The sequence below is a fragment of the Pseudoalteromonas sp. SA25 genome (assembly GCF_011378705.1).
In the GTDB taxonomy this organism is placed as follows: domain Bacteria; phylum Pseudomonadota; class Gammaproteobacteria; order Enterobacterales; family Alteromonadaceae; genus Pseudoalteromonas; species Pseudoalteromonas arctica.
In genome coordinates this window covers 102,654-129,604 of the sequence record NZ_WTKV01000011.1, presented here as the reverse complement: position 1 = coordinate 129,604, position 26,951 = coordinate 102,654, and the positions used below count along the sequence as shown (strand labels likewise).

Below are 26,951 nucleotides of genomic sequence, written 5' to 3'. Positions count from 1 at the left end.
AAGGTTATAATCACCTGCTTTGTAATATAAACAATTGAGCAGTTAAAATTATGACTCAAGTAACACCAGCAATTATCAAAAACAGCATAACTACAATTGCTGATTATCCAAAGCCGGGCATCATGTTTCGCGATGTAACCACTTTAATGGCAAATCCAGAAGCCTTTAAAGCAACTATTGACGCGTTTATCGCAGAATATAAAGATCAGGGTTTTACTAAAATAATTGGCACAGAATCACGTGGCTTTATTTTTGGTGCGCCACTGTCTTACGCATTAGGCATTCCGTTTATTCCAGTTCGTAAACCAGGTAAGTTACCACGCGAAGTTATTCGTCAAGATTACTTACTTGAGTACGGTGAAGACACGCTAGAGCTGCATGTTGATGCAATTGTACCTGGCGATAAAGTATTATTAGTTGATGACTTATTAGCAACTGGCGGCACAATTGAAGCCACAGCTAAATTAGTTCATAAACTAGGTGGCGAAGCCACAGATGCTGCATTTGTTGTATCACTACCAGAACTTGGTGGCGAGCAGCGCATCAAAAAAATGGGTATTAAAATCCTAAAATTGGTTGAATTCGAAGGCGAGTAATCGATGAGTTATCAGGTTCTAGCGAGAAAATGGCGTCCTCAAACCTTTCATGAATTGGTTGGGCAGTCTCATGTTAAGCAAGCGCTTGTAAATGCGCTTACACAAAATAGACTGCATCACGCTTATTTATTCACTGGAACCCGCGGTGTAGGTAAAACTACTATTGCGCGTATTTTTGCTAAAAGCTTAAATTGCGACGAAGGTATATCTGCAAATCCGTGTGGCCAATGTAGCAGCTGTTTAGATATAGAAGCAGGGCGCTACATTGACTTACTCGAAATAGATGCGGCTTCTCGTACAAAAGTAGAAGACACCCGCGAAATACTCGATAACGTTCAATATGCACCAACACGTGGACGTTATAAAGTATACCTAATCGATGAAGTTCACATGCTTTCTAAGCACAGCTTTAATGCGCTTTTGAAAACGCTTGAAGAGCCACCAGAGCATGTGAAATTTTTATTGGCTACGACCGATCCTCAAAAACTACCAGTTACTATTTTATCTCGCTGTTTGCAATTTAATTTAAACGCCTTATCGCAAAGTGAAATTAAAACACAGCTTGAACACGTACTTACTCAAGAGCAGCTTAGCTTTGATACCGATGCACTTAGCATTATTTCAAAAGCCGCTGATGGCAGTATGCGTGATGCGCTTAGCTTAACCGACCAAGCTATTGCGCAAACAAATGGTGACATTAATAATCAAGCAGTACAAACTATGCTTGGTTTAATGGATACTCATTATAGCCAAAGCTTGCTTGCAGCATTACTTGCACAAGATGGCGCTGCGCTAATGGATGAGATTGCGCAGGTGGCAAGTCGTAATCCTAATTATGTGGCATTACTTGATGATTTAATTGCACTTACGCATTTGACTCAACTAACCCAGTTAGTGCCAGAAGCGGCAGGGCTAGATGAAACAAATGTAGATTATATTGCTCATGTTGCACAGCATACGAGCCCACAACAAATTCAAGTTTATTATCAGTTACTGTTAAATGGTAAAAAAGATTTACAATGGGCACCAGAACCTCGCTTAGGTTTTGAAATGGTAATGCTAAGATTATTAGCATTTAAGCCTACAGACGCTCAACAAACTGTACACACAGTAAACGAAGAGCCGGCCCCAAATAAACAAGGCCGCGCAAAAGCACTGCGAGATATATTAAATAAAAATAAAACATCGCAAAACACTGTAGCTAGCCAAAGTAGTGCCCCTGTAAATAATACTAAGCCAGTTAGCAATACAGAGCAGCCTAAATCCCTTGAGATAGGGCCTTTACCAAATGTTGCTGCTCAGACATCGAATAATGATGTCGTACAAAGTAATAATGAGCCTGCCCAAGTTGCAGTAGAGCAACCGGTTCAACAAAGTGAAAACGCTTTTGAACAACAGGCTTCAGCTAATGAACAACCACAAACCAATGTTGTTTCGGATGCTCAAGCCCAGCGCCAAAGTGAAGATGAAGCTTACATGCAACATAGTGATGCTGAGCAAACGTTAGCTTCGCAGTTTGACGATATAATGAGTAGCGCTGTAGATCAGGGTTTTAAACCTGTACCTACTGCAAACTCAGAGTCTTCACCAGAGCCCTTAGCAAATCACAATGCAAGTACGCCAATAGCTGAGCAAGAAGCGCAGGCGCAATCTGCCATTGCTCGTATTTTACGTGACAGAAACATATCGGGTGCGGGTAGGTTATCAGGCAAGAGTACAAGTACATCTGCAAATAATGCAGCAGTGCAGCCAAGCCAAGCGCCTGCTAAAAAGCCAGAACAGCATCCAAGAATGCCTAAAGCCCAAAGTGTTCATCAAGGTAATGCAGATACAAGTGCAAGTGAGCTTAATAGCCCTTCAAGTACTGCGTCTGGCGATATCCCTCCTTGGGCAACTGATAGCGAAGGTGAGAGTGAAAAAAAGCATGAGCTCCCAGTAACAGGGGGCCAAACCCAGGCACATAATCACTCCAACATAAAGCCAGCTAGTAAGATTGATTTTAAAGCAAAGCACCAAACAATTACTGAAAATCTTGCGCCAGAATTACTTGAGCAAATAAACCCTCAAAAAGCGCCTGAAATAGTGCCAGAGGAAGTAAGTATTCCTGCCCCTGATGATTTTCAAAGCCCAATTAGTGAAATTAGATTTGCACATCAACAAGATGAATGGGCTTATTTAATTAAACGTATGGGACTGGGTGGTCGTATGCGCCAATTTGCATTGCATTCAATATTTACCAAGCAAGGCAACAGTTTACATATAGACGTTGATGAATCACAAAAGCATTTAGATACACCGATGCTTCGCCAAAGATTAGATGCCGCATTGTCGAGTATTTATGAGCATAACGTGTCGTTAAGTATTAATTTTGCTAAGGGAGTTATTGACTCTCCTTATCTTATTCAGCAAAAAATTGATGCAGGTCGTCATCAACAAGCAATCGATGTGATCACATCTGATGAAAACATAGTACAATTTCAGCAAGTATTTAGCGCCGAAATTGACGAAAACAGTATTCAGGCATTGTAATTACTTACAATCGCCCTTATGTTCATGTTAATTAATGTATTAAAAGAAAGAGAGAAAGTTATGTTTAAAGGTGGAATGGGCAACATGATGAAGCAAGCGCAGCAAATGCAAGATCGCATGCAAAAAGCCCAAGACGAAATCGCAACATTAGAAGTTGTTGGCGAAGCCGGTGCCGGTTTAGTTAAAGTAACCATGCTTGGTAACCACAATGTACGTCGTGTTCAGCTTGATGAAAGCCTTATGGAAGACGACAAAGACATGATTGAAGACTTACTTGCAGCAGCATGTAACGATGCTGTACGCCGTGTTGCAGAAGAAACACAAGAGCGCATGGGTAAAGTAACTGGCGGTATGCAATTACCACCAGGTATGAAAATGCCGTTTTAAGTAAATAATGCAACTTTCAGATAGTTTAAATCAACTTATAGAAGCACTGCGCTGTCAACCGGGCATTGGTCCAAAGTCGGCGCAACGTATTGCTTTTCACTTGCTTGAGCGCGACCGAAAGGGAGGCACTCAGCTGGGCAATGCATTGACTAAAGCAATGACAGCCATAGGGCATTGTCAGTCTTGTCGTACTTTTTGCGAACAAGCTCAGTGCGATATTTGTTTAAGTACAAAACGCCAAGACAGCGGCATATTATGTGTTGTTGAATCGCCTACTGATGTGCTTGCCATTGAGCAAACAGGTCAGTATTTAGGGCTATACTTTGTTTTAATGGGTCATTTATCGCCAATTGACGGTATCGGCCCTAAAGAAATTGGCTTAGACGTTTTAGAGCAAAAACTTGCTCAAGGCGGTATTAATGAGGTTATTTTAGCGACTAACCCTACCGTTGAAGGCGATACTACAGCTCATTATATTGCTCAGCTTTGTCATAAATATAAAGTAGGTGCTTCGCGTATTGCTCACGGTATTCCTGTGGGGGGCGAACTTGATTTAGTAGATGGTAGAACGCTTATGCATGCTTTTAGCGGCAGGCGTTTAGTTACACAAGACTAACTCTAAGTTACTATTTGAAAAGATATTATAAAGGCCTGCATGATTAAATCATGTAGGCTTTTTTGTTTTTAAGGTAAGCTTAGAAACAATCAAATACCAATCCGCAATAATACTTAATCATTTTGCGGGGCTAAACGTGTCGCTACCTGCGTTAAAAAATTCCCATTTAGAACAACTAAATAGTGAATTTTTTGCCTAGCTATCAACACGTTTTTCCGCCCTCAAAATAGATCATTTAATTAAACAAATTGGTATAATATATTTTTGGGCTATGTCTCTAATTAGTAAGGAATACAATGAAAGATAATCAACCCTACCAAGGTACATTACTGGGTAGTAAGCGTTTTTTACCGCTTTTTATTACGCAGTTTTTCTCAGCGATAAACGATAACGTGTATAAGCAATCAGTGCTTATTCTATTGATATTTCAGGCTGCAACGCTTGCTGATGGCGCACTTTATTCAAATATTGCTGCTGGGTTATTTATCCTACCTTTCTTTTTATTTTCAGGGATAGCGGGGCAGTTAGCTGAAAAAACAGAAAAATCCAAACTAATCAGAATCGTAAAGCTATGTGAAATCCCTATTATGGTTGTAGGGGCTGTCTCTATTTTAACGCAGTATGTTTGGCTGATGTTAGCTACCGTATTTTTAATGGGCGTACAAAGTACGTTTTTTGGTCCATTAAAATACTCTATTTTACCGCAGCACGTAGCCCCTAACGAATTAACAAAAGCGAATGGCTTGGTTGAATCAGGCACGTTTGTAGCGATACTAATGGGTACAATTTTTGGCACCTATTATATTACTCAATCAGTAGGGCCTACGCTTATAAGTATTGCCGTATTAGTACTGGCTGTTATGGGTTATGTGAGCAGTCGCTTTATACCCACTAGTGAGGCAAACGAGCCTAACTTAAAATTTACCTATAATATATTTTCATCCACGAAAAACGTATTTTCAGCACTTAATTCGCAAACAGAATCGGTTGGTAAATCAGTCCTCGGGATCAGTTGGTTTTGGTTAATTGGCGCAATTATTTTAACGTCCCTACCAAATTATGTAAAACACACAATGGGCGGCGATGAACTGGTTGTAACTAGCGCGCTTGTTGTGTTTTCACTAAGTATTGCTATTGGTTCGTTATTATGTGAAAAGCTTTCTCGCTCTCGAATAGAATTAGGAATTGTGCCTTTTGGCGCTATTTTAATTACCTTGTTTTTATACTTACTGAGCCAAGAGAGCGTTATTAGCTCTTATTTACCTCAAAACCTTGAATTATTGACGCTTGAGCAGTTATTAAAAACAGGCGACATGTTGTGGCATTTTGTATGGATGGCAGGCATTGGTATTGGCTCTGGTTTTTATACTGTACCGCTGTATGCGCTTATTCAACAGCGTACTGAAGAGTCGAGTCGCTCACGAGTTATAGCGGCTAACAATGTATTAAATGCACTGTTTATGGTGGGCAGTGCTGTTTTAAGTATTGTAACGCTGTCTGTTTTTCAGTGGAGTATTTCAGAGTTGCTACTGTTACTTGCTGGGCTAAACTTGCTTATATCTGTTTATATTTATACCAAAGTACCAGAGTTCTTTTTACGATTTATTATATATATTTTAGCTATTTGTATGTACAGAGTGCGTACAAAAGGTGAAAGTAATATACCTGATGCAGGCGCTGCGGTTGTCGTGTGTAATCACGTGAGCTTTGTCGATTGGATGTTTATTTTAGCCGCATCACCAAGGCCTATCCGGTTTATGGTATTTGCCCCTATTTATTATTCGCCGGCCCTACATTGGTTATTTAAAATGGCTAAGGCTATTCCCATTAACAGTGAAAAAACCAATCCAGAAGCGTTTAAAAAAGCCTTTGACGAAGTAGCTGCTGCGCTTAATAAAGGCGAACTTGTTGGTATTTTCCCTGAAGGAAAACTAACCAGTGACGGCTCAGTGGATATTTTTCGCCGTGGAATCGAGCGCATTATTGAGCGCTCACCTGTGCCCGTTATTCCTGTGCACTTAGGTGGTTTATGGGGCAGCATGTTTAGCCGTAAAGCTAAATGGCAATTACCACGATTAAAATGGTCTTTGGTGTCGGTTGCAGTAGGTACCCCGATTGCCGCTGACAAAGTAGTAGCAGACGATTTACGTGAGCAAGTATTGGCTTTAAAAGCGCTTCATTCAAAAGATATTGACTAATTTAATGGCTAACTCAATATTGGATACACCAGTAGAGTCACAAATGATTGTTGATGACTTTGTAGCGCCTAAGTGCGACGGGTTTATTGAAATATTATATCAAGATGATGATATTTTACTGATCAATAAACCCAGTGGCTTATTAAGTTTGTCTGGTAAGAATCCGCTTAACTGGGACTCAGTACATTACCGTTTAGTACATGGTCAAAAAGGGTTAACAGCCGCATTTGCTGAGGCTAAGTTACCGCATCGGTTAGATTTGGGTACATCGGGCATTATGATTGTTGGATTAAACGCCAAAGCATCAAAGCATCTTAATAAACAGTTTCAGACGCGTACTATCCAAAAGCGTTATGTAGCCATGTTAGAGGGTAGCTTAGCTGTTGATGAGGGGGAAATTACCGCACCAATAGCAAAAGATAAACTGCTTTTTCCGCGAGTTAAAATTTGCCAAACGACGGGCAAAGTAGCGGTGAGTGAATACAGTGTGCTTGAGCGGCTTAAACAGCCGTGCAGAACCTTAGTGCAATTTACGCCCGTTACCGGACGTACCCATCAATTACGAATACACAGCCAGTTTATAGGCCACCCAATTTTAGGCTGTGATTTATATAAAAGTGCGCAAAGTGAGTACATGGCAGGACGCTTACAATTACATGCCAGCGATTTATATTTTGAACATCCAACAACAGGTGAAAAAATTCATATTAATTGTCCGCACCCATTTTAGATAAACGAGATATTCTATTTTTTCGTTTCACCTTTTTTTGATTTTTCCCTTGAAGTTCTAACACCTCACCCCATATTAAGTGCATAACGCAGACACTTTGCAAATTGGAGATATATAAATGACTGCAGCACAAAAAGAAACATTAGGCTTTCAAACAGAAGTAAAACAATTATTAAACTTAATGATTCATTCTCTTTATTCTAATAAAGAAATATTTTTACGCGAACTTGTGTCAAACGCATCAGATGCGGCAGACAAGTTACGCTTTTTAGCGCTATCTCAAGGCGACCTTTACCAAGGTGATGCCGATTTACGTGTTCGTATTAGTGCTGATAAAGAAGCAAATACAATTACCATTTCTGATAATGGTATTGGTATGACACGTGATGAAGTAATAAGCTCATTGGGTACTATTGCAAAGTCGGGTACTGCTGAGTTTTTCAAAAACTTAACGGGTGATCAAAGTAAAGATTCACAATTAATTGGTCAATTTGGTGTTGGTTTTTACTCAGCATTTATTGTTGCTGATTTAGTAACTGTTCGTACACGTAAAGCGGGTGAAACAACCGCTTACGAGTGGGAATCTCAAGGTGAAGGCGAATACACGCTTCAAGAAATTGAAAAAGAAGGCCGTGGTACCGACATTATTTTACATCTTCGTGATGAAGAAAAAGAATTTGCTGACGATTACCGCTTACGTGGCATTGTTACAAAATACTCAGACCATATTTCAACACCTGTACAAATGTTTAAAGCAGAAGTACCAGAGTCTGAAGGCGAAGACGGCGAAAAAATTCCAGCAGTACCAGGCGAGTGGGAAAGCATTAACCGTGCAACTGCATTGTGGACGCGTGATAAGTCAGAGCTTTCTGATGAAGAATACAAAGAGTTTTACAAGCACGTAAGCCACGACTGGGAAGATCCACTTAGCTGGGCACATAATAAGGTTGAAGGTAAAACTGAATACACGAGCCTTTTATACATCCCTAAAAAAGCACCTTTTGATTTATGGAACCGTGAACGTCAAAGTGGCTTAAAGCTTTACGTACAACGTGTATTTGTAATGGATGATGCTGAGCAGTTCATGCCAAGCTACCTTCGCTTTGTAAAAGGGTTACTAGATTCAAACGATTTACCTCTAAACGTATCTCGTGAAATTCTACAAGACAACAAAGTAACGCAAGCTATTCGTAAAGGGTGTACATCGCGCATTATTAAAATGCTTGAGCGTATGGCTAAAAACAAAGCTGACGATTACCAAGTATTTTGGAATGAGTTTGGCCAAGTAATGAAAGAAGGCCCAGCTGAAGATGCGGCAAATAAAGAAGCTGTATGTAAGCTACTACGTTTTTCGTCTACTCATACTGATTCAGAAACGCAAGATGTGTCGCTTGAGCAATATGTTGAACGTATGAACGAAGGCCAAGACAAAATTTACTATGTAGTAGCTGATACATTTACTTCTGCGAAAAATTCTCCTCATTTAGAGATTTTCCGCAAAAAAGGGATTGAAGTATTGTTATTAAGTGACCGTGTTGACGAGTGGATGATGAGCCACTTAACTGAATTTGCTGATAAGCAACTACAGTCAATCACACGTGGTGATTTAGATTTAGGTAAGCTGGACGACGAAGAAACTAAAAAAGCACAAGAAGAGTCTGAAAAAGAAATGGCAGGCCTTGTTGAGCGTATTAAAACAGCACTAGGTGATGACGTTAAAGAAGTGCGCTTTACGCACCGCCTAACAGATTCTCCAGCATGTGTTGTAAGCGACGACAACGACATGAGCTCACAAATGCAAAAGCTAATGGAATCTGTTGGTCAAGCAGCACCAGAAGCAAAACCTGTGTTTGAGCTAAACCCAGAGCATCAACTTGTTAAGCATTTGAATGACGAACAAGATGAAGATAAATTTTCACAGTGGTCACATGTTTTATTAGACCAAGCATTACTTGCAGAGCGCGGTACACTTAAAGATCCAACTGGGTTTGTTACTCGCCTAAACAAACTAATGCTTGAACTAAGCAAGTAGTCAGTTAACTATTTAGTTAATAAAAGTATAAATTATATACTTTAAATAAAAGGGAACGTATGTTCCCTTTTTTAATGCGCTGTAAATACATCAACAACTCATCAATTAGTATAAGTTGCTTGAGTATCGGCGGCGCTTGTGGAAGAATTCAGGCTTTAAAATAAATATCCATACTAGGGGACAATAATATGCGCATTATTCTTTTGGGCGCGCCGGGTGCAGGCAAAGGTACTCAAGCTCAGTTTTTAATGGACAAATACGGTATTCCACAAATTTCTACTGGCGACATGTTACGTGCAGCAATTAAAGAGGGCACGCCATTAGGCTTAGAAGCAAAAAAAGTAATGGATGCTGGTCAACTAATTTCTGACGATATTATTATTGGTTTAGTAAAAGAGCGTATTACTAAAGCTGATTGTGAGAAAGGTTTTTTACTTGATGGCTTCCCACGCACAATTCCTCAAGCTGATGCGATGAAAGAAAATGGCGTAGTGGTTGATTACGTTATTGAATTTGACGTGGCTGACGAAGTGATTGTTGAACGTATGGGCGGACGTCGCGTTCATCCTGGTTCTGGTCGTGTTTACCATATTGTATATAATCCACCAAAAGTGGAAGGTAAAGACAACGAAACTGGGGAAGACTTAATTGTTCGCGCTGATGATACTGAAGAAACAGTACGTAAACGTTTAGGTATTTATCACGAGCAAACTATGCCATTAGTTGATTACTACCAAGCAGAAGCTGCTGCTGGTAATACTCAATACCACAAACTAGATGGTACACAAGCTGTTGAAGCTGTAAGTTCACAACTTGGTGAGCTTTTAGGTTAAATATAAAAGCACATTAAAAAACCGCCAATTGGCGGTTTTTTGTTTTAAGGCTGTTTAGCATTGCTTAATCAGTGCTATTTAATCGGCTTTACAACGTTTTAAGTTTCTCAATTACGCTGTTGTATTCTGGTTCAGTTGAAAGGCTACTAACTAATTGTTTATAAATGACGTTATGGCTTTCATCTAAAATAAATACCGTTCGCGTTAATAAGCCCATATCTTTAATAATCAATCCGTATTTTTGGCCAAAATCGCGCCAAACAGAATCTGATAACGTAGTGATTTTATCGATATTTTCAGCTTTGCAAAAACGCTTTTGAGCAAATGGTAAATCAGCACTAATTGTTAGCATTACAACACTTGGAAATTGCGAGGCTACTTTTTCATTAAAATGCTTAGTTTGCAGGCTACAAATACCTGTATCAAGACTTGGCACTACACTTATCAATACAGCTTGGCCTTTGTAATCCTCAAGCGTTACAGGGATGAAGTTGTCATCAACTACTTTGAAATTTGGCGCGCTATCTCCAACAGAGATCCCTTTGCCTAATAAAGTGACTGGTTTGCCTTGTGCAGATACTTTTCCTATGTCTAGCGTGTTTTCTGGGTAATCGGCTGCAATAGCCACAGAGCAAAATGCGCTCAAAGCAAAGGTAAGTGAACGTAACATAAGGTATTTCCTTTTAAATTAACGCAATGGGCGTCAGTGTATTATACTGCGCTATAGTAACCAAGAGATTATACCGCTCTGATGAAGTTGGGATTAGTTCTGCAATATAAAAATTGTAACTGTGCTAAACTTTGATTAACATGAAGTTACAAAATATATCTTCAATAATAAAAATAAAAACCATCATAAAATGATTTTAATGCTCATTACTGGTTTAGAAACAGAGAGATAATATGTCAACATCGGTACTAATATGTGATGACTCAAAATTAGCTAGGCGTCAGCTAGCTCGTTCATTACCTGAAGATTGGGATATTAAAGTTGAATTTGCACTCGACGGCGTTGATTGCATAAAGCAAATAAAGTTAATTGAACCAGAAATACTTTTTCTCGATTTAAACATGCCTGAAATGGATGGGTATGAAGTATTAATCGCTATGAAAGAACAGGGGCTTAATATTCTCACTGTTGTTGTCTCTGGTGATATACAACCAAGTGCACACCAAAGAGTGCTTGAGCTTGGTGCTATCGATTTTATTCAAAAACCATGTTCCCCCGAAAAACTAGCCAGCATAATTGAACACCATGGGATTAAAGATAAAGCCATGCGTGAGCGTCTCTCTCATTCGCTAGGAGAGCAAGTCGACCCTGATGTTCGGGATATATACCAAGAGCTAACTAACGTTGCTATGGGACAGGCTGGGGATTTACTTGCACGTCTTCTTAATGTGTTTGTAGAGCTACCAATTCCTAATGTGAATATTTTGGAAGTTAATGAACTCGATATGGCGCTGCAGTCTATAGATAATAATGCAGCTACATCGGGTGTGTGCCAGGGCTTTATTGGCGGTGGCATTTCGGGCGAGGCGCTATTACTTTTAAATGATTCAAGCTTTAAAGAAATAGCTTCTTTGATGAATTATGACGGCGAGTTAAACGATAAAATTGAACTTGAGCTGCTTATGGATATTAGTAATATTTTGATAGGCGCTATTTTAACGGGTCTTTCAAAACAGCTCGATATGTCATTTAGCCAAGGGCACCCAATAGTACTTGGCCAACACAGAGATGTGTCTGAGCTGGTTAAATCAAACAAGTCACGTTGGCAACGCACCCTTGCTATAGAGATTAGTTACGGTATTGAAAACCATGATATAAATTGCGACCTCATGCTGTTATTTACTGAAGATTCACTTAAAACTTTGAAGTATAAAGTTGCTTACCTATTAGAAGATTAAGTTATGGCTGCAGACTTAGAAATGAATGAGATCCATTGGCTTATGGATATGTTTAATACCGTTGATGTAGGCCTTGTAGTACTTGATAGAGATTATAAGGTGTGTGTATGGAATGGTTTTATGGAAAACCATTCAGGGCTTCTACCAAGCGCAGTAAAAGATAAAGACCTATTTGATTTATTTCCAGCAATAGACGAAAAATGGTTTAGAAGTAAATCAGAATCGGTTTTTGTTTTAAAAAACCGCTCTTTTACGATTTGGGAGCAGCAGCCATACATTTTTAGGTTTAAAAATTATCGACCTATTACTGGTAAAGCTGATTACATGTATCAAAATGCGACATTTATCCCTCTTACAAATACGATGGGCGAAGTTAGCCATATTTGTATTATTTTGTATGATGTAACAGATGTCGCGGTAAATAAAAAAGAGCTTGAAGAGTTAAACAAAAAATTAGAACAAGTAAGTCAAACAGATAGCTTAACGCAGCTTGCAAACCGTGGACACTGGGAAGGTACGCTACGCCAAGAGTTTTTGAGAGTTAAGCGAAGTGGTGGCTGTAGTACATTATTAATGTTTGATATTGACCACTTTAAAAAAATAAATGATGAATATGGCCATAGCTGTGGTGATGAATCGCTTCGTCATTTATCTAACTTACTACGTACGACGCTGCGCGAAACTGATGTTGCAGGGCGTTATGGCGGTGAAGAGTTTGCAGTAACATTACTTGATACAGATAAAGAAGGCGCTTTTGTATTTGCTGAGCGTTTAAGGGTATTGATTGAAACTAACCCTGTTAAGTATAAACACTTTGAAATAACAATGACGGTAAGTATAGGGCTGGCTGGTAGTAGTAATGATTTTAAAAATCATGAGCGCTGGATAGAGGCTGCAGATAAAGCACTGTACCAATCTAAAAATACAGGGCGAAATAAAGTAATAGCCTACGAAGATATAAAAAATGACGCTTAAGCGTCATTTTTTATATCCAGAATTTAGGGTTAAATAATACAGTGTTTTTATAACCTGCTGAGCAAACCCAATCAGTATGAAAATTTTATTGCTCTTCATTATTGTGTTGTGTGTCTAGAGTCATCTATTGGGCATTGACCAATCATTGAAACCTCACCAGAATTTGACTCTTGCTCTAGTTTTACTTTAAAGCCCCATAATCTGTAAAGATGCTTAAGTACTTCCTCGTGCGAGTTTGCTAAAGGAATGTTGTTATGAGGTACGTAGCGTAGGGTTAGTGAACGGTCACCTCTAATATCAACGTCATATACTTGAATGTTGGGTTCATGATTACTCAAGTTGTACTGCGCTGAGAGCGCTTCTCTTACAGCTTTATAGCCGTTGTCGTTATGTATTGCGCCAATTTCTAAATGGGGATTATTAGTATGGTCAATAATAGTAAATAATTTAAAATCACGAATTAACTTAGGCGATAAAAACTGGCTAATAAAACTCTCATCTTTAAAGTTTTCCATTGCAAAATGCAGTGTATCTAGCCAATTACTGCCTGCATATTCAGGGAACCAACGTTTATCTTCTTCAGTTGGGTGTTCACATATTCTGCGAATATCAACCATCATATTAAAGCCTAAAGCATATGGGTTAATGCCTGAATAATACTTACTGTTATAAGGTGGCTGATAAACTACGTTGGTATGGCTTTGTAAAAATTCTAACATAAACGAGTCGGTGAGTTTTCCCTCATCATATAAGTGATTAAGGATGTTGTAATGCCAAAAAGTTGCCCAACCTTCATTCATTACTTGAGTTTGTTTTTGTGGGTAAAAGTATTGCGAAATTTTACGAACAATACGTATCACTTCACGTTGCCAAGAGTCGAGTAATGGGGCATTTTTTTCAATAAAATACAAAATATTTTCTTGGGGTTCAGAAGGGAAATGGCGTACTTTCTTTTTGGTTTCTTGCTGTTGCTCAGGAATAGTCCGCCATAATTCATTTACTTGCGATTGAAGGTAGTCTTCACGCTCTTGTTGACGTTTTTGTTCTTCAAATAACGATATTTGTTGTGGACGTTTGTAGCGATCGACTCCGTAATTCATTAATGCATGACATGAGTCGAGTAGGGCTTCTACTTGTGTAATACCGTGCTTTTCTTCACAGCGACTTATGTAGTTTTTAGCAAATACCAAGTAATCAATAATTGAGCCAGCATCGGTCCAGGTTTTAAATAGATAGTTACCTTTAAAAAATGAGTTATGTCCGTAACATGCATGTGCCATTACAAGCGCTTGCATAGGTAGGGTATTTTCTTCCATTAAGTACGCAATACAAGGGTCTGAATTTATCACTATTTCGTAAGCGAGACCCATTTGTCCGCGCTTATAATTTTGCTCTGTTTGAATGAACTTTTTACCGTAAGACCAATGGCTGTAGCCAATAGGCATGCCAACGCTTGAATAAGCATCCATCATCTGCTCTGCGGTTATCACTTCAATTTGATTAGGGTATGTGTTTAACCTGTAATGAGCTGCAACACGGGCAATTTCACCTTGGTACTCATCTAATAAATCAAAGGTCCAATCTGGGCCATCACTCATTCGTTTGTCTTTCATAATGCTACCTCGCTTTAGGCTATGCAGAGTTTTGCTGTTGACGACCTTTTTTAAATAGCTCCCTAAAAATTGGGTAAATATCTTCAACGCTTTGAATATGCTGTATGGCGAAATTATTATGGCTGTGTGTTATAGATTCATATTCGCGCCATAGGCTTTGATGGGCACGAGTGGTTATTTCAATATAAGCAAAATAGCGTACTGCGCTTAAGAGCTTATTACGCAAAATTTCACCACACTGCGGGGTGTCGTCCGCCCAGTTATCGCCATCAGAGGCTTGTGCGGCGTATACATTCCACTCGTTTGCGTGATAACGCTCTTTTATTATTTCGTTCATTAATTTAAGAGCGCTTGAAACAATAGTGCCGCCAGTTTCTTGAGAATAAAAAAACTCTTGCTCGTCTACTTCTTTTGCTTGTGTGTGGTGGCGAATATAAACAACTTCTATGTCTTTATAGCTGCGTGTTAAAAATTGATAGAGCAAAATATAAAAACGCTTTGCCATGTCTTTTGTTGGCTGATCCATTGAGCCTGACACATCCATAATACAAAACATCACCGCTTTGCTGGTGGGGTGAGGGCGCTTTTCGTAATTACGAAAACGTAAATCGTAGTTATCAATAAACGGAACCGACTTAATTTGCACTTTTAATGCAGCAATTTCTTTTTGTAATAAAGCAATTGCTGCTTTATCGTTATGTGGACCAGCAAGCAGCAGAGCAAGTTGTTCTTCGAGCTCTTTTAAACGGCGTTTTTTACCTGCACTCATTGCCACACGCCGGGCAAGCGAGCCTTGAAGAGAGCGGACAATATCAATATTGCTAGGCATACCATCACTACAAAACCCTGCGCGATGGGTTTTCATTTGCACTAACTTATCAAGTTGGTTTTCTTGTAAGTTAGGAAGTTCTAAATCTTCAAACAGTAAATCAAGGTATTCATCTTTTGATATCGAAAATACAAACTCATCTTGCCCTTCGCCAGAATCGCTGGCGTCACCTTCACCGGCACCGCCGCCTTGTCCGCCTTTAGGGCGCTCAATTTTATCACCCGTAGAAAATTGATCGTTGCCTGGGTGAATTTGTTCTCTATTCCCGCCTTGCCCTTGATGAAACGTAGGTTCGCTGATATCGCGTTGTGGAATAGAAATACTCTCACCAGAGCTTGAATCTGTAACGCTGCGTTTGTTAATTGCATCTGAAACTGCTTCTTTAATTTGCTTTTTATAGCGCCTAATAAAGCGCTGGCGATTAAGCGTACTTTTATTTTTGCCGTTTAAACGCCTATCTATAAAATGCGCCATAATGACCTCCTATATACTACGACTATGAAGGTTATTGCGATTTCCTAACCCGTAAATACCACTCAGAAAGCAAGCGAACTTGTTTTTGTGTATAGCCTTTTTCGACCATACGGTTTACAAAGTCTTCGTGCTTTTGCTGATCCTCAGCAGACGTTTTAGTATTAAACGAAATTACGGGGAGTAAATCTTCGGTATTAGAGAACATTTTTTTCTCAATCACCGTGCGTAGTTTTTCGTAGCTTGTCCATAGTGGGTTTTTACCGTTGTTATGCGCACGGGCACGTAATACAAAGTTCACTATTTCATTACGGAAATCTTTAGGGTTAGAAATACCTGCTGGCTTTTCTATTTTTTCAAGTTCGGCATTAAGTGCCTCACGGTCAAATAGTTGTCCCGTATCAGGATCGCGATATTCTTGGTCTTGTATCCAAAAGTCTGCATAAATAACATAACGGTCAAAAATGTTTTGTCCGTATTCTGAATACGATTCTAAATAAGCGGTTTGCAGTTCTTTACCTATAAACTCTACATATTGCGGAATTAAATAGCCTTTTAAAAAGCTTAAATAACGTTCTTCTATTTCACTCGAAAATTGCTCGCGCTCTATCTGTTGTTCAAGCACATAGAACAAATGCACCGGATTTGCAGCAACCTCAGTGGTATCAAAGTTAAACACGCGGGATAAAATTTTAAACGCAAAGCGAGTAGATAGCCCCGTCATGCCTTCATCAACACCTGCGTAATCACGATACTCTTGATACGATTTTGCTTTAGGGTCGGTGTCTTTTAGAGTTTCGCCATCGTATACCCGCATTTTTGAATAGATGCTTGAATTTTCTGGCTCTTTTAAACGTGATAGCGTTGTAAATTGCGCCAATGTTTTAAGTGTACCTGGTGCGCATGGCGCGTTGTATAGCTCGCTGTGCTCAAGTAATTTGTCGTAAATTTTAATTTCTTCAGTTACACGTAAGCAGTAAGGTACTTTTACAATATAAACACGGTCTAAAAATGCTTCGTTGTTTTTATTGTTTTTAAAAGTTTGCCACTCAGACTCATTAGAGTGAGCGAGGATCATGCCATTAAAGGGCAGGGCACTAATGCCTTCTGTGCCGTTGTAGTTACCTTCTTGGGTTGCGGTAAGTAAAGGGTGCAGCACTTTAATAGGCGCTTTAAACATTTCTACAAATTCCATCAGCCCTTGGTTAGCTAAACATAAAGAGCCAGAGTAGGCGTATGCATCAGGATCGTTTTGAGCAAAGTGCTCAAGCTGGCGAATATCGACCTTACCCACTAGCGCCGAAATATCTTGGTTGTTTTCATCTCCTGGTTCGGTTTTGGCAATCCCTATTTGGTTTAAAATTGAGGGGGAGCGCTTAACCACTCTAAACTGGCTAATATCACCATTGAATTCTTTTAAGCGTTTGCCAGCCCAAGGGGACATAATGGTTTTTAAGTAGCGCGGTTTAATACCGTATTCTTTCTTAAGTACGTCAGCGTCCTCTATTAGGTCAAATAATGCAAGAGGATGGTCGTTTACCGGTGAGCCTTTAATTGAATAAATAGGCACTTGTTGCATTAAATATTTTAGTTTTTCAGCAATGGATGATTTACCCCCACCAACAGGTCCAAGTAAATAAAGCACTTGTTTGCATTCTTCAAGCCCTTGGGCGGCGTGTTTTAAATAAGAGACTATTTGCTCAATGGCGTCTTCCATACCATAAAAATCAGCAAAGGCAGGGTAGCGCGCAACTACTCTATTAGAAAATAACCGGCTTAGTCGTGCATCCGTTGCGGTATCTACCATGTTTGGTTCGCCAATTGCCATGAGTAGGCGTTCTGGTGCGCTGGCGTAGGCAGACTTATCGGTTTTACAAATCTCAAGAAATTCAGCGATACTGTATTCTTCTTCCTGTGCCGCTTCGTATCGTGCTTGGTAATGCTCAAAAATCGTCATAATAACCTCCGAAACCCGCTGTAAAAAGGTGCTTACCTTTTAAAGTCTAGTCACGAATCTGTATTTTTGTGCAATAAAATTAAAAATTTAAGTGAAAAAAGATCATGTTACTAAAAGTGTTTTATTAAATGATGAGGCGCTTGGGTGTGATAAATAAGAAACAAAAAAAGACGCCTAAGCGTCTTTTTTACATTAGCGTTTAAAGGCTAATTAAGCGAAGTTAGCGTTCGCGAATTCCCAGTTAACAAGCGACCAAAAACCTTTAAGGTAATCTGGACGAACGTTACGGTAATCAATGTAGTAAGCGTGTTCCCATAAATCCACTGTAAGGATTGGAGTAACGCCATCATCAGTTAATGGTGTAGCAGCGTTAGATGTATTAACGATGTCTAGTGAACCATCAGCAAGCTTAACTAACCACGTCCAGCTTGAACCAAAGTTATTTACTGCTTTGTCATTTAATGCATCTTTAAACGCATCAAAAGAACCCCATTTAGCGTTGATTGCATCAGCAACTGCGCCAGTAGGCTCGCCGCCGCCGTTTGGAGATAAGCTGTTCCAGTAAAAAGTATGGTTCCAGATTTGTGCTGCGTTGTTAAATACGCCGCCTTCTGATGAACATACGATCTCTTCTAGAGATTTGTTTTCAAACTCAGTACCAGGGATTAAACCATTAAGCTTAACCACGTAAGTGTTGTGGTGTTTGCCATGGTGAAACTCTAGTGTTTCTTTTGAAATATGTGGCTCAAGTGCGTCGATTGCATATGGTAGTGACGGTAGTTCAAATGCCATTTTTTTATCTCCATCTTCTTTGGTTGATAGTCCATTTGGTAATACGTAATGCCTGTTGAAACAGAGCAGTTACCTATACCAAGCGGTAATATAGTGTTACTATAATTGTTGAGTATTTTACTCAAGTTTAAGCAAACAGCAATGCTATTGCGAAAGACTATTTCAATTGCGGCTTTATTTGCCCATTTTAAGTTATATATTTGTGGTCACGATGAGTTATTTTCAAGACCTAAATATATTTAGCTATCGTTACTTTGAGGTTGTAGATGGAAACCATTGATAAAATTAAACAGCAAATTTCAGAAAACCCAATAATCCTTTTCATGAAAGGGTCACCAAAATTACCAAATTGTGGTTTTTCTTCACAAGCATCGCAAGCGTTAATGTCATGTGGTGAACCATTTGCATACGTTGATATTTTACTTAATCCAGACATTCGTGCTGAGCTTCCAGCATACGCAAATTGGCCAACATTCCCGCAATTATGGGTAGATGGCGAATTAGTTGGTGGTTGTGACATTATTATCGAAATGTTTCAACGCGGTGAATTACAGCCGTTAATTACAGAAACTGCTGCTAAATATAAAGAAGCTGACGCAGAGTAATTTATTACTCAACCTGCTATCAGGTTATTAAGCTCTTTAAACACAAAGCCACTTTTTAAGTGGCTTTGTTGTTTTTAATTTTTGTGAATTTACGAATAAGGAAGGCTCACTTGTACGTTTAAGCCGCCCTCTATTTTGTTATGTAAACTTATATGCCCCTGGTGCGCTTCTGCTATTTCTCTGCATAAGGCTAGCCCTAAACCACTCCCCGTACTTTTTGTAGAATAAAAGGGCACTAAAGCATTTGCCATTACTTGCTCGCTCATTCCTTTGCCGCAGTCGCTCACATTTATAACACAAGCTTGGGGTACAAATTCGACCTGAATATGTATTTCATTGGAGTTGGAGCCTGACTCGTGTGAATTTTTTAATAGGTTTATGAGCAGCTGCTCGAGTTGGGCTTGATCAGCTTGTAATTCATTGTGTGAATTTTTTATTTCGTAGCTAAATTGCCAGTGATTTTTTAAATTATTGAGTGTGTTTTGCCAGTTAATCCGTGTTTTTTGTGGCTGAGGTAATTTAGCAAACTTGCCATAGCCTTGTACAAATTCAGTTAAATGACTAATTCGCTCATCAATAGTTGCAAATACACGGGCAAGGCGGGGCTCATCAACTTTATTTGCGAGCAATTGTGCGCTGTGTAACATGGACGACATAGGGCCGAGTGAATTATTCAATTCGTGGCTGATAATGCGTATTACCTTTTTCCACACGGCAACTTCTTGGCGACTAAGCTCACGGGTTAATTGTTTAAATATATATAAATGATGCTTTTGGTTATTGAGTAAAAACTCTCCGGTGGCTAAATGCCAAGTTTGCGAGTCTTGATTCTCTATTTCTATATTAAAGAGGCCATCAACACCGTGCTCTATAGCTGCTATTAATTGCAGAGGGGAATTTTCGAGTAACTTACTTAGCTGCATACCTTCAAGGCGGGTTGCGCTATTAAATAAACTACGGCTAATTAAATTACTAAATACCACCGTATTATTATCATTGACCAGTAATAACGCTTGCGGCGAGCTTTGCAATACTTTATCAAGCATTAACTCGCGCTGGTAAATCCATTGTTTTTCTTGGCGAAGCTGTTTAGCGGTTTGATTATAAAGTCGGCATAGTTTTCCAAGTTCATCATTACTTTTATACGCTAGTAAGCTGGAGAGCTCACCATCTTTAAAATTAAGCAACCCGGTTTCGAGCGATTGCATGCCAAGCTTTATTGGTTTGGTGAGAGCTCTTGAAAGCAAGGTGCTAAATGCAAGCGTTAGTAATATTAAAAACAGAGTGTAGTACATATCAAAACCACTAAGTGCGGCAATAATAAAAACAGGCAGCGCGCTACAAAGTGCGCAAATTAACACAACCTTTTGGCTTAGGGTAAAGTGGCTAATAATGTTTGGCATTAATAATCAATACCCATTTTTTGTAATCGACGATAAAGAGCTTGTCGGCTTAACCCAAATTCACGGGCCACTTTGGCTATAACACCTTGATGAGCGCGCATTGCGTGTTCTATTTCCTGTTTGGTCGGTTCTGCTTTTGCTTCTTGTTGAGCAGTAACCGATGACGAAAGTGCAAAGTCATCGACTGTAAGCGCACCTGTTGGTTTTAGCACCGCTACACGTTTACAAGCATTTTCTAGCTCTCGAACGTTACCTGGCCATTTATAATGTTGAAGTGCTTGCTCTGTGTTTATAGTCAGCTCTCGGTGAGGTAAAAAATGGCTAATAAGTGCTAAAACATCATCTTGCCTTTCGCTAAGGGCAGGCACATTGAGTTCAATTACATTAAGGCGATAATATAAGTCTTCTCTAAATCGACCTTGTTCAATTGCTTGTAGTAAGTTTTCGTTAGTAGCCGATATTACTCGCACATTTACTTTTTGTGTTTGTGTTGAGCCTAAACGTTCAAACTCGCCGGTTTGTAGTACGCGTAGTAATTTTATTTGTCCTGAAAGTGGTAAATTACCAATTTCATCTAAAAATAACGTACCGCCATCAGCTGCTTCAAATCGACCAATACGTTGTTTGGTTATCCCCGTATATGCTCCGGCTTCAGCGCCAAAAAGTTCGGCCTCTATAAGTTCTTGCGGTAGTGCACCTGCGTTTACCTTAATAAAAGGCTGCGATACAAGCGGGGAGTTTTTTTGAATAATATGCGCAATACACTCTTTACCACTCCCATTAGGGCCTGTAATTAATGCAGATATATCAGATTTAGCCACTTGAAGCGCCATAGTAACCAGTCGTTCCATCGCAGTACTTTTAAATATTAGCCCAGCAAGGTCTGCGCTTTTAAATGTACCTTCACGTTCTTGTTGATGGCGATTATGTGTCGCCACTATTTTTTTAGCACTGCCTAGCTCTATTAAGTTACCGATACAAACTAGTAGTTTTGCATCATCCCAGGGTTTTGGTAAGTAATCAGCAGCACCTGCTTTTACAAGCTCAATGGCGGTGGCAAGTTCGGTCCAGGCTGTAATAAGTATAATAGGTAGGTGTGGGTTTATTTCTCGTAGTTCATAAAACAACGCTTTACCTTCTTCGCCAGAGGTGGTGTCACTGGTAAAGTTCATGTCTTGAATTACAAGCTCAATTCGTTGATAGCGAACTATTTGCAAAGCATCAAATGGATTTGTTGCAGTAACAACCGAAAAATCGTGGATCTCGAGCAACAATGAAAGTGCGTCGAGTACTGCTTGGTTATCATCAACAATGAGTATTTTATGAGTCATAGGTTATTTTTATAATTTTTTAATGGCTACACTGCCTTACTAAGCAGTGTAGCATAGTGATTTACATATTATTAAATAGTGCGAGTTGCGATACTGGGCGAAATATTAGCAGCGCGTTTAGCCGGCGCTAATACCGCAAGTAAGCTCATTAAAAATACGGCAATGGCGGTAACGGCTATATAACTTGGCGGTAGTGCAGCTACAGAAAAATACTGCATTAACATTTTCCCAAGCAGTATTGCTGTTACTACACCTAAGGCTAAACCTAGGCTACAAATTAATGCATTTTCTACTAAAAAGTAGCTAACAATAGCTGACTTTCTTGCGCCAAGTGCTCTGCGTGTACCAATTTGCTTAGTACGTTTGCTAATATTAAATAAGGTTAAGCCAAAAATACCGAGAGCGGTTATAAGCACTAAAATAGTGATTAATACTATGAGCATGCGCATCATGAGGCGATCTTGAGCGGTATACTCATTTTTTAATTCATCAAGTCCTTTAATGTTATTAATAACGCGTTTGCTGTAATTTTCGAGCATAGCATTTTCTATTTCTTTCATTACAGCTGCTCGCTGACCAGGCTCTGTACGAACGGCAACTTGTGCATAACTTGCTGCTTTAATATAAGGAATAAACGCAAGATTATCGGGTTTACTGTCTTTGAGCCACGGGCCTTTCATGTTTCCGATCACGCCAATAATTTTAAGTGGTAGGTCGCCAAAATAAACTATTTTCCCTAAACCATCTCCATCAGGGTAGAGCTCATCAAGTAAGGCTTTAGTGACTATAGTGACGTTGGTGCGCTTTTGTGTAATTTCGTTTGTAACTAGCACTTCATCTTCGGTAAAGTTTCGCCCAGCAATTAAGTTAACGCCGTAGGTATTAATTGCGTGGTCATCTATAAAAAAATAAGCGGTCCTGACACTTAGACCTTCTTGTGGAGCAGGTTTTAAATTAAAGCTCGAAGCGCTGCCACTCCCTGATAGTGGAATACTACTGCTTAATGCGGCATCGACCACGCCTGGCATTTTTCTAAGCATGCTTTCATCAAGCTCAAACTGCTGACTTAAGTTAATATCAGTACCAAAGGTCATTACATTAAACTTAAATATATCTTGTTCAGGGTAGCCCGTTTCTTGGTTTAAATAGCTAATTCTGTCTTGAATGATAAATGCAGCATTACTGACTATTGCCGTTGTGATTGCAATTTGAATTAGCAGTAATACAGCCCCCACCTTTGAGCGGCATAAGGCGTTGAATATAGGTTTTATTTCTAACATTGTTAAATTCCTTATTGGCTCTTAAGATAAATGGCAGGGTTGGTTTTACACACTAGCCAAGCTGGGTACAAACCAGCCAAAATGCAGGTTGTAATTGCAATCAATGGGGCGCTCAATAGCATGGTTAAATCCATTGTCGCTAAGTTTTCATAGTAGTCGTAGCTTTGCCCTACGCCCATTAAGCCAAGTTGTGCTAGTACAATTCCTAGCATGCCACCTATAAAGCCAAGCATGGCGACCTCAACTAAGTGCTGTAAAAATATTTGCCTTTTACTAGCACCTAATGCGCGTCTTACACCTACTTCTGGCGCTCTGCGTAAAAACTTAGCTAAAAGTAAACCTAAAATATTGGCTAAGCAGACACCTAAGAACATAAAGCTCAGGCCCACTAAAATTTTATTGTCTTCGGTGACGACGTTGTTGTATTGCATCCATTGGTTTACATCGCGAAGTTTATACTCAAGTTCTTTACGATTAAATCGACCACGTTTTTGTTGTTCTTGCATATAGGCTAATAAGTAATTTTGATAGGCTTGTTTTTGTTCAAGCGTATTTAGCTCTGCCCAAAACTGGATCCATACTTGCTCAGATTGCAGTTTATCTGCAAAGGTTGGCGTGTTTTCGTGCTTCCAACCATTGCTATTACCCCAACTAACGAGCTCTTTTGCTTTAATTAAACTAAAAGGCATAAATAAATCTTCGGCTTGATTAAATGCGCCGTTATTTAAATCATAATATTTAATATTCAGAGGCCAGTGCTTAACAACGCCAACTACTTGATAGCTGCCATCATCTAAGTAAATTAGCTCTCCGACGGAGTTTTGTCCTGCAAATAGTTTATCGTTTATCTCTTGGGTAATAACAACCACAGGTGCGGCTGAGTTTTCTTGCTCTTTGCTCCAAGCCCCTCCGTATAGAAATGACAAATTAAACATGCTAAAAAAGTCAGGCGTTGTCATGCGAGCATTACCTATAAAAGGTTTTATTTTGTCGGAGTCCAGATAAACTGAAAAGCCGGTACGCATCATAGCCACTTTTTTCTCTGACGTGGGTGCGTTTAATAAGTTCTCAGCATCTTGATAGGTCAGTTGCAGTGGCATGTTATCTTCTGTCCACCACGTACTACCATCGTCCATTGTTTGTAATTGCACACTGTAAAGTTGGCTGCTTTTTTCTGGGATAGGATCGGCCGACATCATGTGATAAACACTAAGGCTGGTCATTGTTATGCCTATACCTATCGCAATGGCAAGTACCATTAAAAAGCTAACCAGTGGGGTGCGCTTGAAGCTGCGCCAACTTAAATCTAAATAATGAATAAACATTAGTTAAACCCCCTATGCTGTTTTTATAGTTTGCGCGCCCTGATAAAGCGTAAAGTCGGCAAGTTGTCCATCAACTACTTGAATATTACGCGGAGCACGGCGGGCTAATTCGCTATCATGCGTTACCATTACAATAGTGGCACCGTCGCGATTTATTTGCTCAAGTAACTCCATAACTTGGCGAGCCATTAAGCTGTCAAGGTTACCTGTTGGCTCATCGGCTAGTAAAAAACGAGGTTCACCAGCAAGCGCACGGGCTATTGCAACACGTTGTTGCTGGCCACCGGAGAGTTGTTGAGGTAAGTGTTTAGCGCGAGATGCTAAACCAACTTGTTCAAGGCATTGCTCAATTCGACGTTTTCGCTCATTTGCTTTAATCCCTCTGTAGCGAAGAGGAACTTCTATGTTTTCATATAAATTTAAATCGGGGATCAAATTAAAGCCTTGGAATATAAAGCCAATTTTTTGATTACGTAAATCAGCACGTTGGTTATCGTTTAGGCTGCCAACATTAACGCCATCCAACAGGTATTCACCTTCGTTAAAAGGCTCGAGCATACCTGCAATATTTAAAAAGGTTGTTTTTCCTGAGCCGCTAGGACCAGTAACAGCAATAAATTCGCCTTCGTTTACTTGCAGATTAAAATCTCGAAGCGCATGGGTTTGTACCATTTCTGTTTGGTATACTTTACTTACATTGTTCATTTGTAACATGGTTGTTCCTAATTATTTTTAGCGTTGGTTGAGAACGTCTGTTTAATTTAATAAAATCGTGTTGGCTTGCTTAAAGTCGCTGTAGCTTGAAATAATAATTTCATCGTTTTCTTTTAGTCCGCTTAAAAGCTCAACCGCATTAATGCTGGTGGCGCCTATTGTAATAGGTATACGCTTTGCAATATTGCCTTCTACCTTATAAGCTATAATTCCGCCTTGCTGCATAAATGCACCACGCTTTACTTGCATTACACCTTCTCGGTTGTCGAGTAAAATACGTGCAGTTAAGCGTTGGTTCTGACGAATGTTGTTAGTAACACCTTTAAACCGGACGCGTGCTGTTACTTCACGATTATTAACTTCTGGTGATATGGCGGATAAATTCCCCATCACTGTTTCATTGCCTAACTTAAGCTCTACTTCCATACCGAGCCCTAATTCGTTTGCGTAACTTTCAGGAACCTGGAGTTCGGCTTCAAAATTACTTAAGTCGACGAGAGTCATAAGAGGTTGGCTTTGCGTCACTGCGGCTTTTTGTTGCACTAATAGGTTACCCACGATCCCTGTAACGGTAGCTTTAATAGATAGGTTGCTTACTTTTCGGATTAAGTCATCAACAATAAGTTGTTGGCGGGTTACATCACTTTTAGCAGCTTGTAGTTCAAAAGCGAGCGTGTCTTTGGCAAGCAATACCTCTTGCTGCGCATGCTTATAGGAGAGCTTAGCTCGGGATAAATCATCAACTGCTTTTTCTAGATCAATTTGGCTAATTAAGTGCTTTTGTATTGATAACTGTGCGCGACGATTTTCGCGCTCAGCGGCGTTAAGCTCGACTTGTGCCATATCGAGTGTTTTATTTAAGGTGAGTGTTTGGCGTCTTGCTTGCAAATGTTGCCTTTGCTGTTCGCCTTCAAGTCTTTTAAGTACAGACTCCTGTTGCTTCAATTCATTAGTTAACTCAGGGCTTTGCAGCAGGGCAAGTGTGTCGCCTTGCTTTACTGTATCGCCGGCCTTTACTTTTAAATCTATAAATCCACGTTCTGGACTGTAGATTTTAGGAGCATTAGCAGCAACAATTTTACCACTGGCGGCAATGTCTCGAATGAGCGCTTTAACATGTACTTTTGCAATCTGTACTTTTGAGCGGCTAATAGAGCTTTTAGCGCTATGGCTCGTTAAAAAAATATAAGCAATTGCAGAGACCACAATGAAAACAATCGCAATGATCATCGCGTATTTTTTATAGCTTATAGGTGCCTTTACCTGTACGTCTTGTGCGCTGGTATCTTTAATCATTTAATTTCCCCTAAATTGCTTTTATGTATTTTTCGCACAGCAGTAATAAAGCTGCTGTGCAAATAGCGGCAATAGGAGAGAGTAAAAATAAGCTTAGAGTAAACATAGTAATTCCAATTAGCGATTATATATAAAGCTATACGATTAATATACCAACTATTATCTTATTGATATTTAAGTGATTTTATTTTTTTGTTATTGAAATTTATGTCCGCGGACAGTTTATGTGTCCGCATCGGACATAGTTTTAAATAAAAATTCACTATTAACGTACAAAAAATGACATGAACTTTCATAACTATACTAATGAGCAGCAATAATCAGGGATGTTAAGCCATTAAAGTAATGAAATAGCATAAAACTATCTAAATGTTAACTGAATAGCCCCTCTAGCGCTGAATACTTATTCACTTTCGGCTGCCTTTACGTTTACGTAAGCTGTCACGCTGAAGACTCGTGTTTTTTACAATATGTTAAACTTGACACCAGTGTCATGAAAAAATAGTGGTTAAAATAACGCTAAATGTTAAA

Annotated in this window: 22 protein-coding genes; 11 read left to right on the top strand and 11 right to left on the bottom strand. The window is 39.4% G+C overall.

Annotated features, from left to right (window positions below; genetic code table 11):
• The first annotated feature begins 50 nt into the window (after positions 1-50).
• The 8 genes from apt to adk all read left to right on the top strand — a co-directional run bounded on the left by apt (position 51) and on the right by adk (position 9,921).
• Positions 51-596: an adenine phosphoribosyltransferase gene (gene apt / locus GQR45_RS11000; protein ID WP_007584093.1), complete on the top strand. Its 546-nt coding sequence runs from the start codon at positions 51-53 to the stop codon at positions 594-596.
• A gap of 3 nt (positions 597-599) precedes the next feature.
• Positions 600-3,125 carry a DNA polymerase III subunit gamma/tau gene (dnaX, locus tag GQR45_RS10995; protein WP_165725915.1) on the top strand — a complete coding sequence of 842 codons (2,526 nt, stop codon included), beginning with the start codon at positions 600-602 and terminating at the stop codon, positions 3,123-3,125.
• Positions 3,126-3,185: 60 nt separating this feature from the next.
• Positions 3,186-3,512 (top strand): YbaB/EbfC family nucleoid-associated protein, encoded by a 327-nt coding sequence (locus tag GQR45_RS10990; RefSeq protein WP_002962306.1) that lies wholly within the window; start codon positions 3,186-3,188, stop codon positions 3,510-3,512.
• Between the two features lie 7 nt (positions 3,513-3,519).
• Positions 3,520-4,128, top strand: coding sequence for a recombination mediator RecR (gene recR / locus GQR45_RS10985; protein ID WP_008165968.1), 609 nt, complete (start codon positions 3,520-3,522; stop codon positions 4,126-4,128).
• A 296-nt stretch (positions 4,129-4,424) separates the two neighbouring features.
• Complete coding sequence (locus tag GQR45_RS10980; RefSeq protein WP_165725914.1) at positions 4,425-6,326, top strand: MFS transporter; 1,902 nt, start codon at positions 4,425-4,427, stop codon at positions 6,324-6,326.
• Between the two features lie 4 nt (positions 6,327-6,330).
• Positions 6,331-7,056: an RluA family pseudouridine synthase gene (locus GQR45_RS10975; RefSeq protein WP_165725913.1), complete on the top strand. Its 726-nt coding sequence runs from the start codon at positions 6,331-6,333 to the stop codon at positions 7,054-7,056.
• Positions 7,057-7,174: 118 nt separating this feature from the next.
• Positions 7,175-9,088, top strand: a complete 1,914-nt coding sequence (gene htpG / locus GQR45_RS10970; protein WP_007584077.1) for a molecular chaperone HtpG — start codon at positions 7,175-7,177, stop codon at positions 9,086-9,088.
• 188 nt (positions 9,089-9,276) lie between these two features.
• Positions 9,277-9,921, top strand: a complete 645-nt coding sequence (gene adk / locus GQR45_RS10965; protein WP_165725912.1) for an adenylate kinase — start codon at positions 9,277-9,279, stop codon at positions 9,919-9,921.
• 88 nt (positions 9,922-10,009) lie between these two features.
• Here the strand turns inward: adk and tpx are convergent, their stop codons facing one another.
• On the bottom strand, positions 10,010-10,591 hold the full coding sequence (tpx, locus tag GQR45_RS10960) for a thiol peroxidase (protein WP_024598337.1): 582 nt from the start codon (positions 10,589-10,591) through the stop codon (positions 10,010-10,012).
• 233 nt (positions 10,592-10,824) lie between these two features.
• Between tpx and GQR45_RS10955 the strand changes: the two genes are divergently transcribed.
• The gene (locus GQR45_RS10955; protein WP_007584074.1) at positions 10,825-11,829 is read left to right on the top strand and encodes a response regulator; all 1,005 of its coding nucleotides are present in this window, start codon (positions 10,825-10,827) and stop codon (positions 11,827-11,829) included.
• Positions 11,830-11,832: 3 nt separating this feature from the next.
• Complete coding sequence (locus GQR45_RS10950) at positions 11,833-12,804, top strand: diguanylate cyclase (RefSeq protein ID WP_024592692.1); 972 nt, start codon at positions 11,833-11,835, stop codon at positions 12,802-12,804.
• A gap of 98 nt (positions 12,805-12,902) precedes the next feature.
• On the opposite strand, the gene GQR45_RS10945 is transcribed toward GQR45_RS10950, so the two are convergent.
• The 4 genes from GQR45_RS10945 to GQR45_RS10930 all read right to left on the bottom strand — a co-directional run bounded on the left by GQR45_RS10945 (position 12,903) and on the right by GQR45_RS10930 (position 18,466).
• The gene (locus GQR45_RS10945; RefSeq protein WP_165725911.1) at positions 12,903-14,417 is read right to left on the bottom strand and encodes a SpoVR family protein; all 1,515 of its coding nucleotides are present in this window, start codon (positions 14,415-14,417) and stop codon (positions 12,903-12,905) included.
• 19 nt (positions 14,418-14,436) lie between these two features.
• On the bottom strand, positions 14,437-15,720 hold the full coding sequence (locus tag GQR45_RS10940; protein WP_007375849.1) for a YeaH/YhbH family protein: 1,284 nt from the start codon (positions 15,718-15,720) through the stop codon (positions 14,437-14,439).
• A gap of 31 nt (positions 15,721-15,751) precedes the next feature.
• Positions 15,752-17,674: a PrkA family serine protein kinase gene (locus tag GQR45_RS10935; protein ID WP_165725910.1), complete on the bottom strand. Its 1,923-nt coding sequence runs from the start codon at positions 17,672-17,674 to the stop codon at positions 15,752-15,754.
• 210 nt (positions 17,675-17,884) lie between these two features.
• The gene (locus GQR45_RS10930; protein WP_002960323.1) at positions 17,885-18,466 is read right to left on the bottom strand and encodes a Fe-Mn family superoxide dismutase; all 582 of its coding nucleotides are present in this window, start codon (positions 18,464-18,466) and stop codon (positions 17,885-17,887) included.
• 266 nt (positions 18,467-18,732) lie between these two features.
• On the opposite strand from GQR45_RS10930, the gene GQR45_RS10925 reads away from it, so the two are divergent.
• The gene (locus tag GQR45_RS10925; protein ID WP_004335359.1) at positions 18,733-19,071 is read left to right on the top strand and encodes a Grx4 family monothiol glutaredoxin; all 339 of its coding nucleotides are present in this window, start codon (positions 18,733-18,735) and stop codon (positions 19,069-19,071) included.
• Positions 19,072-19,160: 89 nt separating this feature from the next.
• Here GQR45_RS10925 and GQR45_RS10920 read toward each other — a convergent pair whose 3' ends face one another.
• The 6 genes from GQR45_RS10920 to GQR45_RS10895 form a co-directional block, all read right to left on the bottom strand.
• Positions 19,161-20,474 carry an ATP-binding protein gene (locus tag GQR45_RS10920; protein ID WP_024592689.1) on the bottom strand — a complete coding sequence of 438 codons (1,314 nt, stop codon included), beginning with the start codon at positions 20,472-20,474 and terminating at the stop codon, positions 19,161-19,163.
• Positions 20,474-21,805: a sigma-54 dependent transcriptional regulator gene (locus GQR45_RS10915; RefSeq protein ID WP_165725909.1), complete on the bottom strand. Its 1,332-nt coding sequence runs from the start codon at positions 21,803-21,805 to the stop codon at positions 20,474-20,476. The genes GQR45_RS10920 and GQR45_RS10915 overlap by 1 nt, the downstream gene beginning before the upstream one ends.
• Before the next feature lie 71 nt (positions 21,806-21,876).
• Positions 21,877-23,085: an FtsX-like permease family protein gene (locus GQR45_RS10910; protein ID WP_165722497.1), complete on the bottom strand. Its 1,209-nt coding sequence runs from the start codon at positions 23,083-23,085 to the stop codon at positions 21,877-21,879.
• A gap of 11 nt (positions 23,086-23,096) precedes the next feature.
• Entirely contained in the window at positions 23,097-24,410 is a 1,314-nt protein-coding gene (locus GQR45_RS10905) for an ABC transporter permease (protein ID WP_165725908.1), read from the bottom strand.
• Positions 24,411-24,422: 12 nt separating this feature from the next.
• On the bottom strand, positions 24,423-25,124 hold the full coding sequence (locus GQR45_RS10900) for an ABC transporter ATP-binding protein (protein ID WP_165725907.1): 702 nt from the start codon (positions 25,122-25,124) through the stop codon (positions 24,423-24,425).
• A gap of 42 nt (positions 25,125-25,166) precedes the next feature.
• Entirely contained in the window at positions 25,167-26,420 is a 1,254-nt protein-coding gene (locus GQR45_RS10895) for an HlyD family efflux transporter periplasmic adaptor subunit (RefSeq protein ID WP_165725906.1), read from the bottom strand.
• Positions 26,421-26,951 lie beyond the last annotated feature (531 nt).

Coding starts and splice junctions, on each gene's coding strand:
- apt (WP_007584093.1), top strand. CDS start 51: ATGACTCAAGTAACACCAGCAATTATCAAAAACAGCATAACTACAATT.
- adk (WP_165725912.1), top strand. CDS start 9,277: ATGCGCATTATTCTTTTGGGCGCGCCGGGTGCAGGCAAAGGTACTCAA.
- GQR45_RS10950 (WP_024592692.1), top strand. CDS start 11,833: ATGGCTGCAGACTTAGAAATGAATGAGATCCATTGGCTTATGGATATG.
- recR (WP_008165968.1), top strand. CDS start 3,520: ATGCAACTTTCAGATAGTTTAAATCAACTTATAGAAGCACTGCGCTGT.
- GQR45_RS10940 (WP_007375849.1), bottom strand. CDS start 15,720: ATGGCGCATTTTATAGATAGGCGTTTAAACGGCAAAAATAAAAGTACG.
- htpG (WP_007584077.1), top strand. CDS start 7,175: ATGACTGCAGCACAAAAAGAAACATTAGGCTTTCAAACAGAAGTAAAA.
- tpx (WP_024598337.1), bottom strand. CDS start 10,591: ATGTTACGTTCACTTACCTTTGCTTTGAGCGCATTTTGCTCTGTGGCT.
- GQR45_RS10915 (WP_165725909.1), bottom strand. CDS start 21,805: ATGACTCATAAAATACTCATTGTTGATGATAACCAAGCAGTACTCGAC.
- GQR45_RS10930 (WP_002960323.1), bottom strand. CDS start 18,466: ATGGCATTTGAACTACCGTCACTACCATATGCAATCGACGCACTTGAG.
- GQR45_RS10945 (WP_165725911.1), bottom strand. CDS start 14,417: ATGAAAGACAAACGAATGAGTGATGGCCCAGATTGGACCTTTGATTTA.
- GQR45_RS10905 (WP_165725908.1), bottom strand. CDS start 24,410: ATGTTTATTCATTATTTAGATTTAAGTTGGCGCAGCTTCAAGCGCACC.
- GQR45_RS10920 (WP_024592689.1), bottom strand. CDS start 20,474: ATGCCAAACATTATTAGCCACTTTACCCTAAGCCAAAAGGTTGTGTTA.
- dnaX (WP_165725915.1), top strand. CDS start 600: ATGAGTTATCAGGTTCTAGCGAGAAAATGGCGTCCTCAAACCTTTCAT.
- GQR45_RS10990 (WP_002962306.1), top strand. CDS start 3,186: ATGTTTAAAGGTGGAATGGGCAACATGATGAAGCAAGCGCAGCAAATG.
- GQR45_RS10955 (WP_007584074.1), top strand. CDS start 10,825: ATGTCAACATCGGTACTAATATGTGATGACTCAAAATTAGCTAGGCGT.
- GQR45_RS10925 (WP_004335359.1), top strand. CDS start 18,733: ATGGAAACCATTGATAAAATTAAACAGCAAATTTCAGAAAACCCAATA.
- GQR45_RS10910 (WP_165722497.1), bottom strand. CDS start 23,085: ATGTTAGAAATAAAACCTATATTCAACGCCTTATGCCGCTCAAAGGTG.
- GQR45_RS10980 (WP_165725914.1), top strand. CDS start 4,425: ATGAAAGATAATCAACCCTACCAAGGTACATTACTGGGTAGTAAGCGT.
- GQR45_RS10935 (WP_165725910.1), bottom strand. CDS start 17,674: ATGACGATTTTTGAGCATTACCAAGCACGATACGAAGCGGCACAGGAA.
- GQR45_RS10895 (WP_165725906.1), bottom strand. CDS start 26,420: ATGATTAAAGATACCAGCGCACAAGACGTACAGGTAAAGGCACCTATA.
- GQR45_RS10900 (WP_165725907.1), bottom strand. CDS start 25,124: ATGTTACAAATGAACAATGTAAGTAAAGTATACCAAACAGAAATGGTA.
- GQR45_RS10975 (WP_165725913.1), top strand. CDS start 6,331: ATGGCTAACTCAATATTGGATACACCAGTAGAGTCACAAATGATTGTT.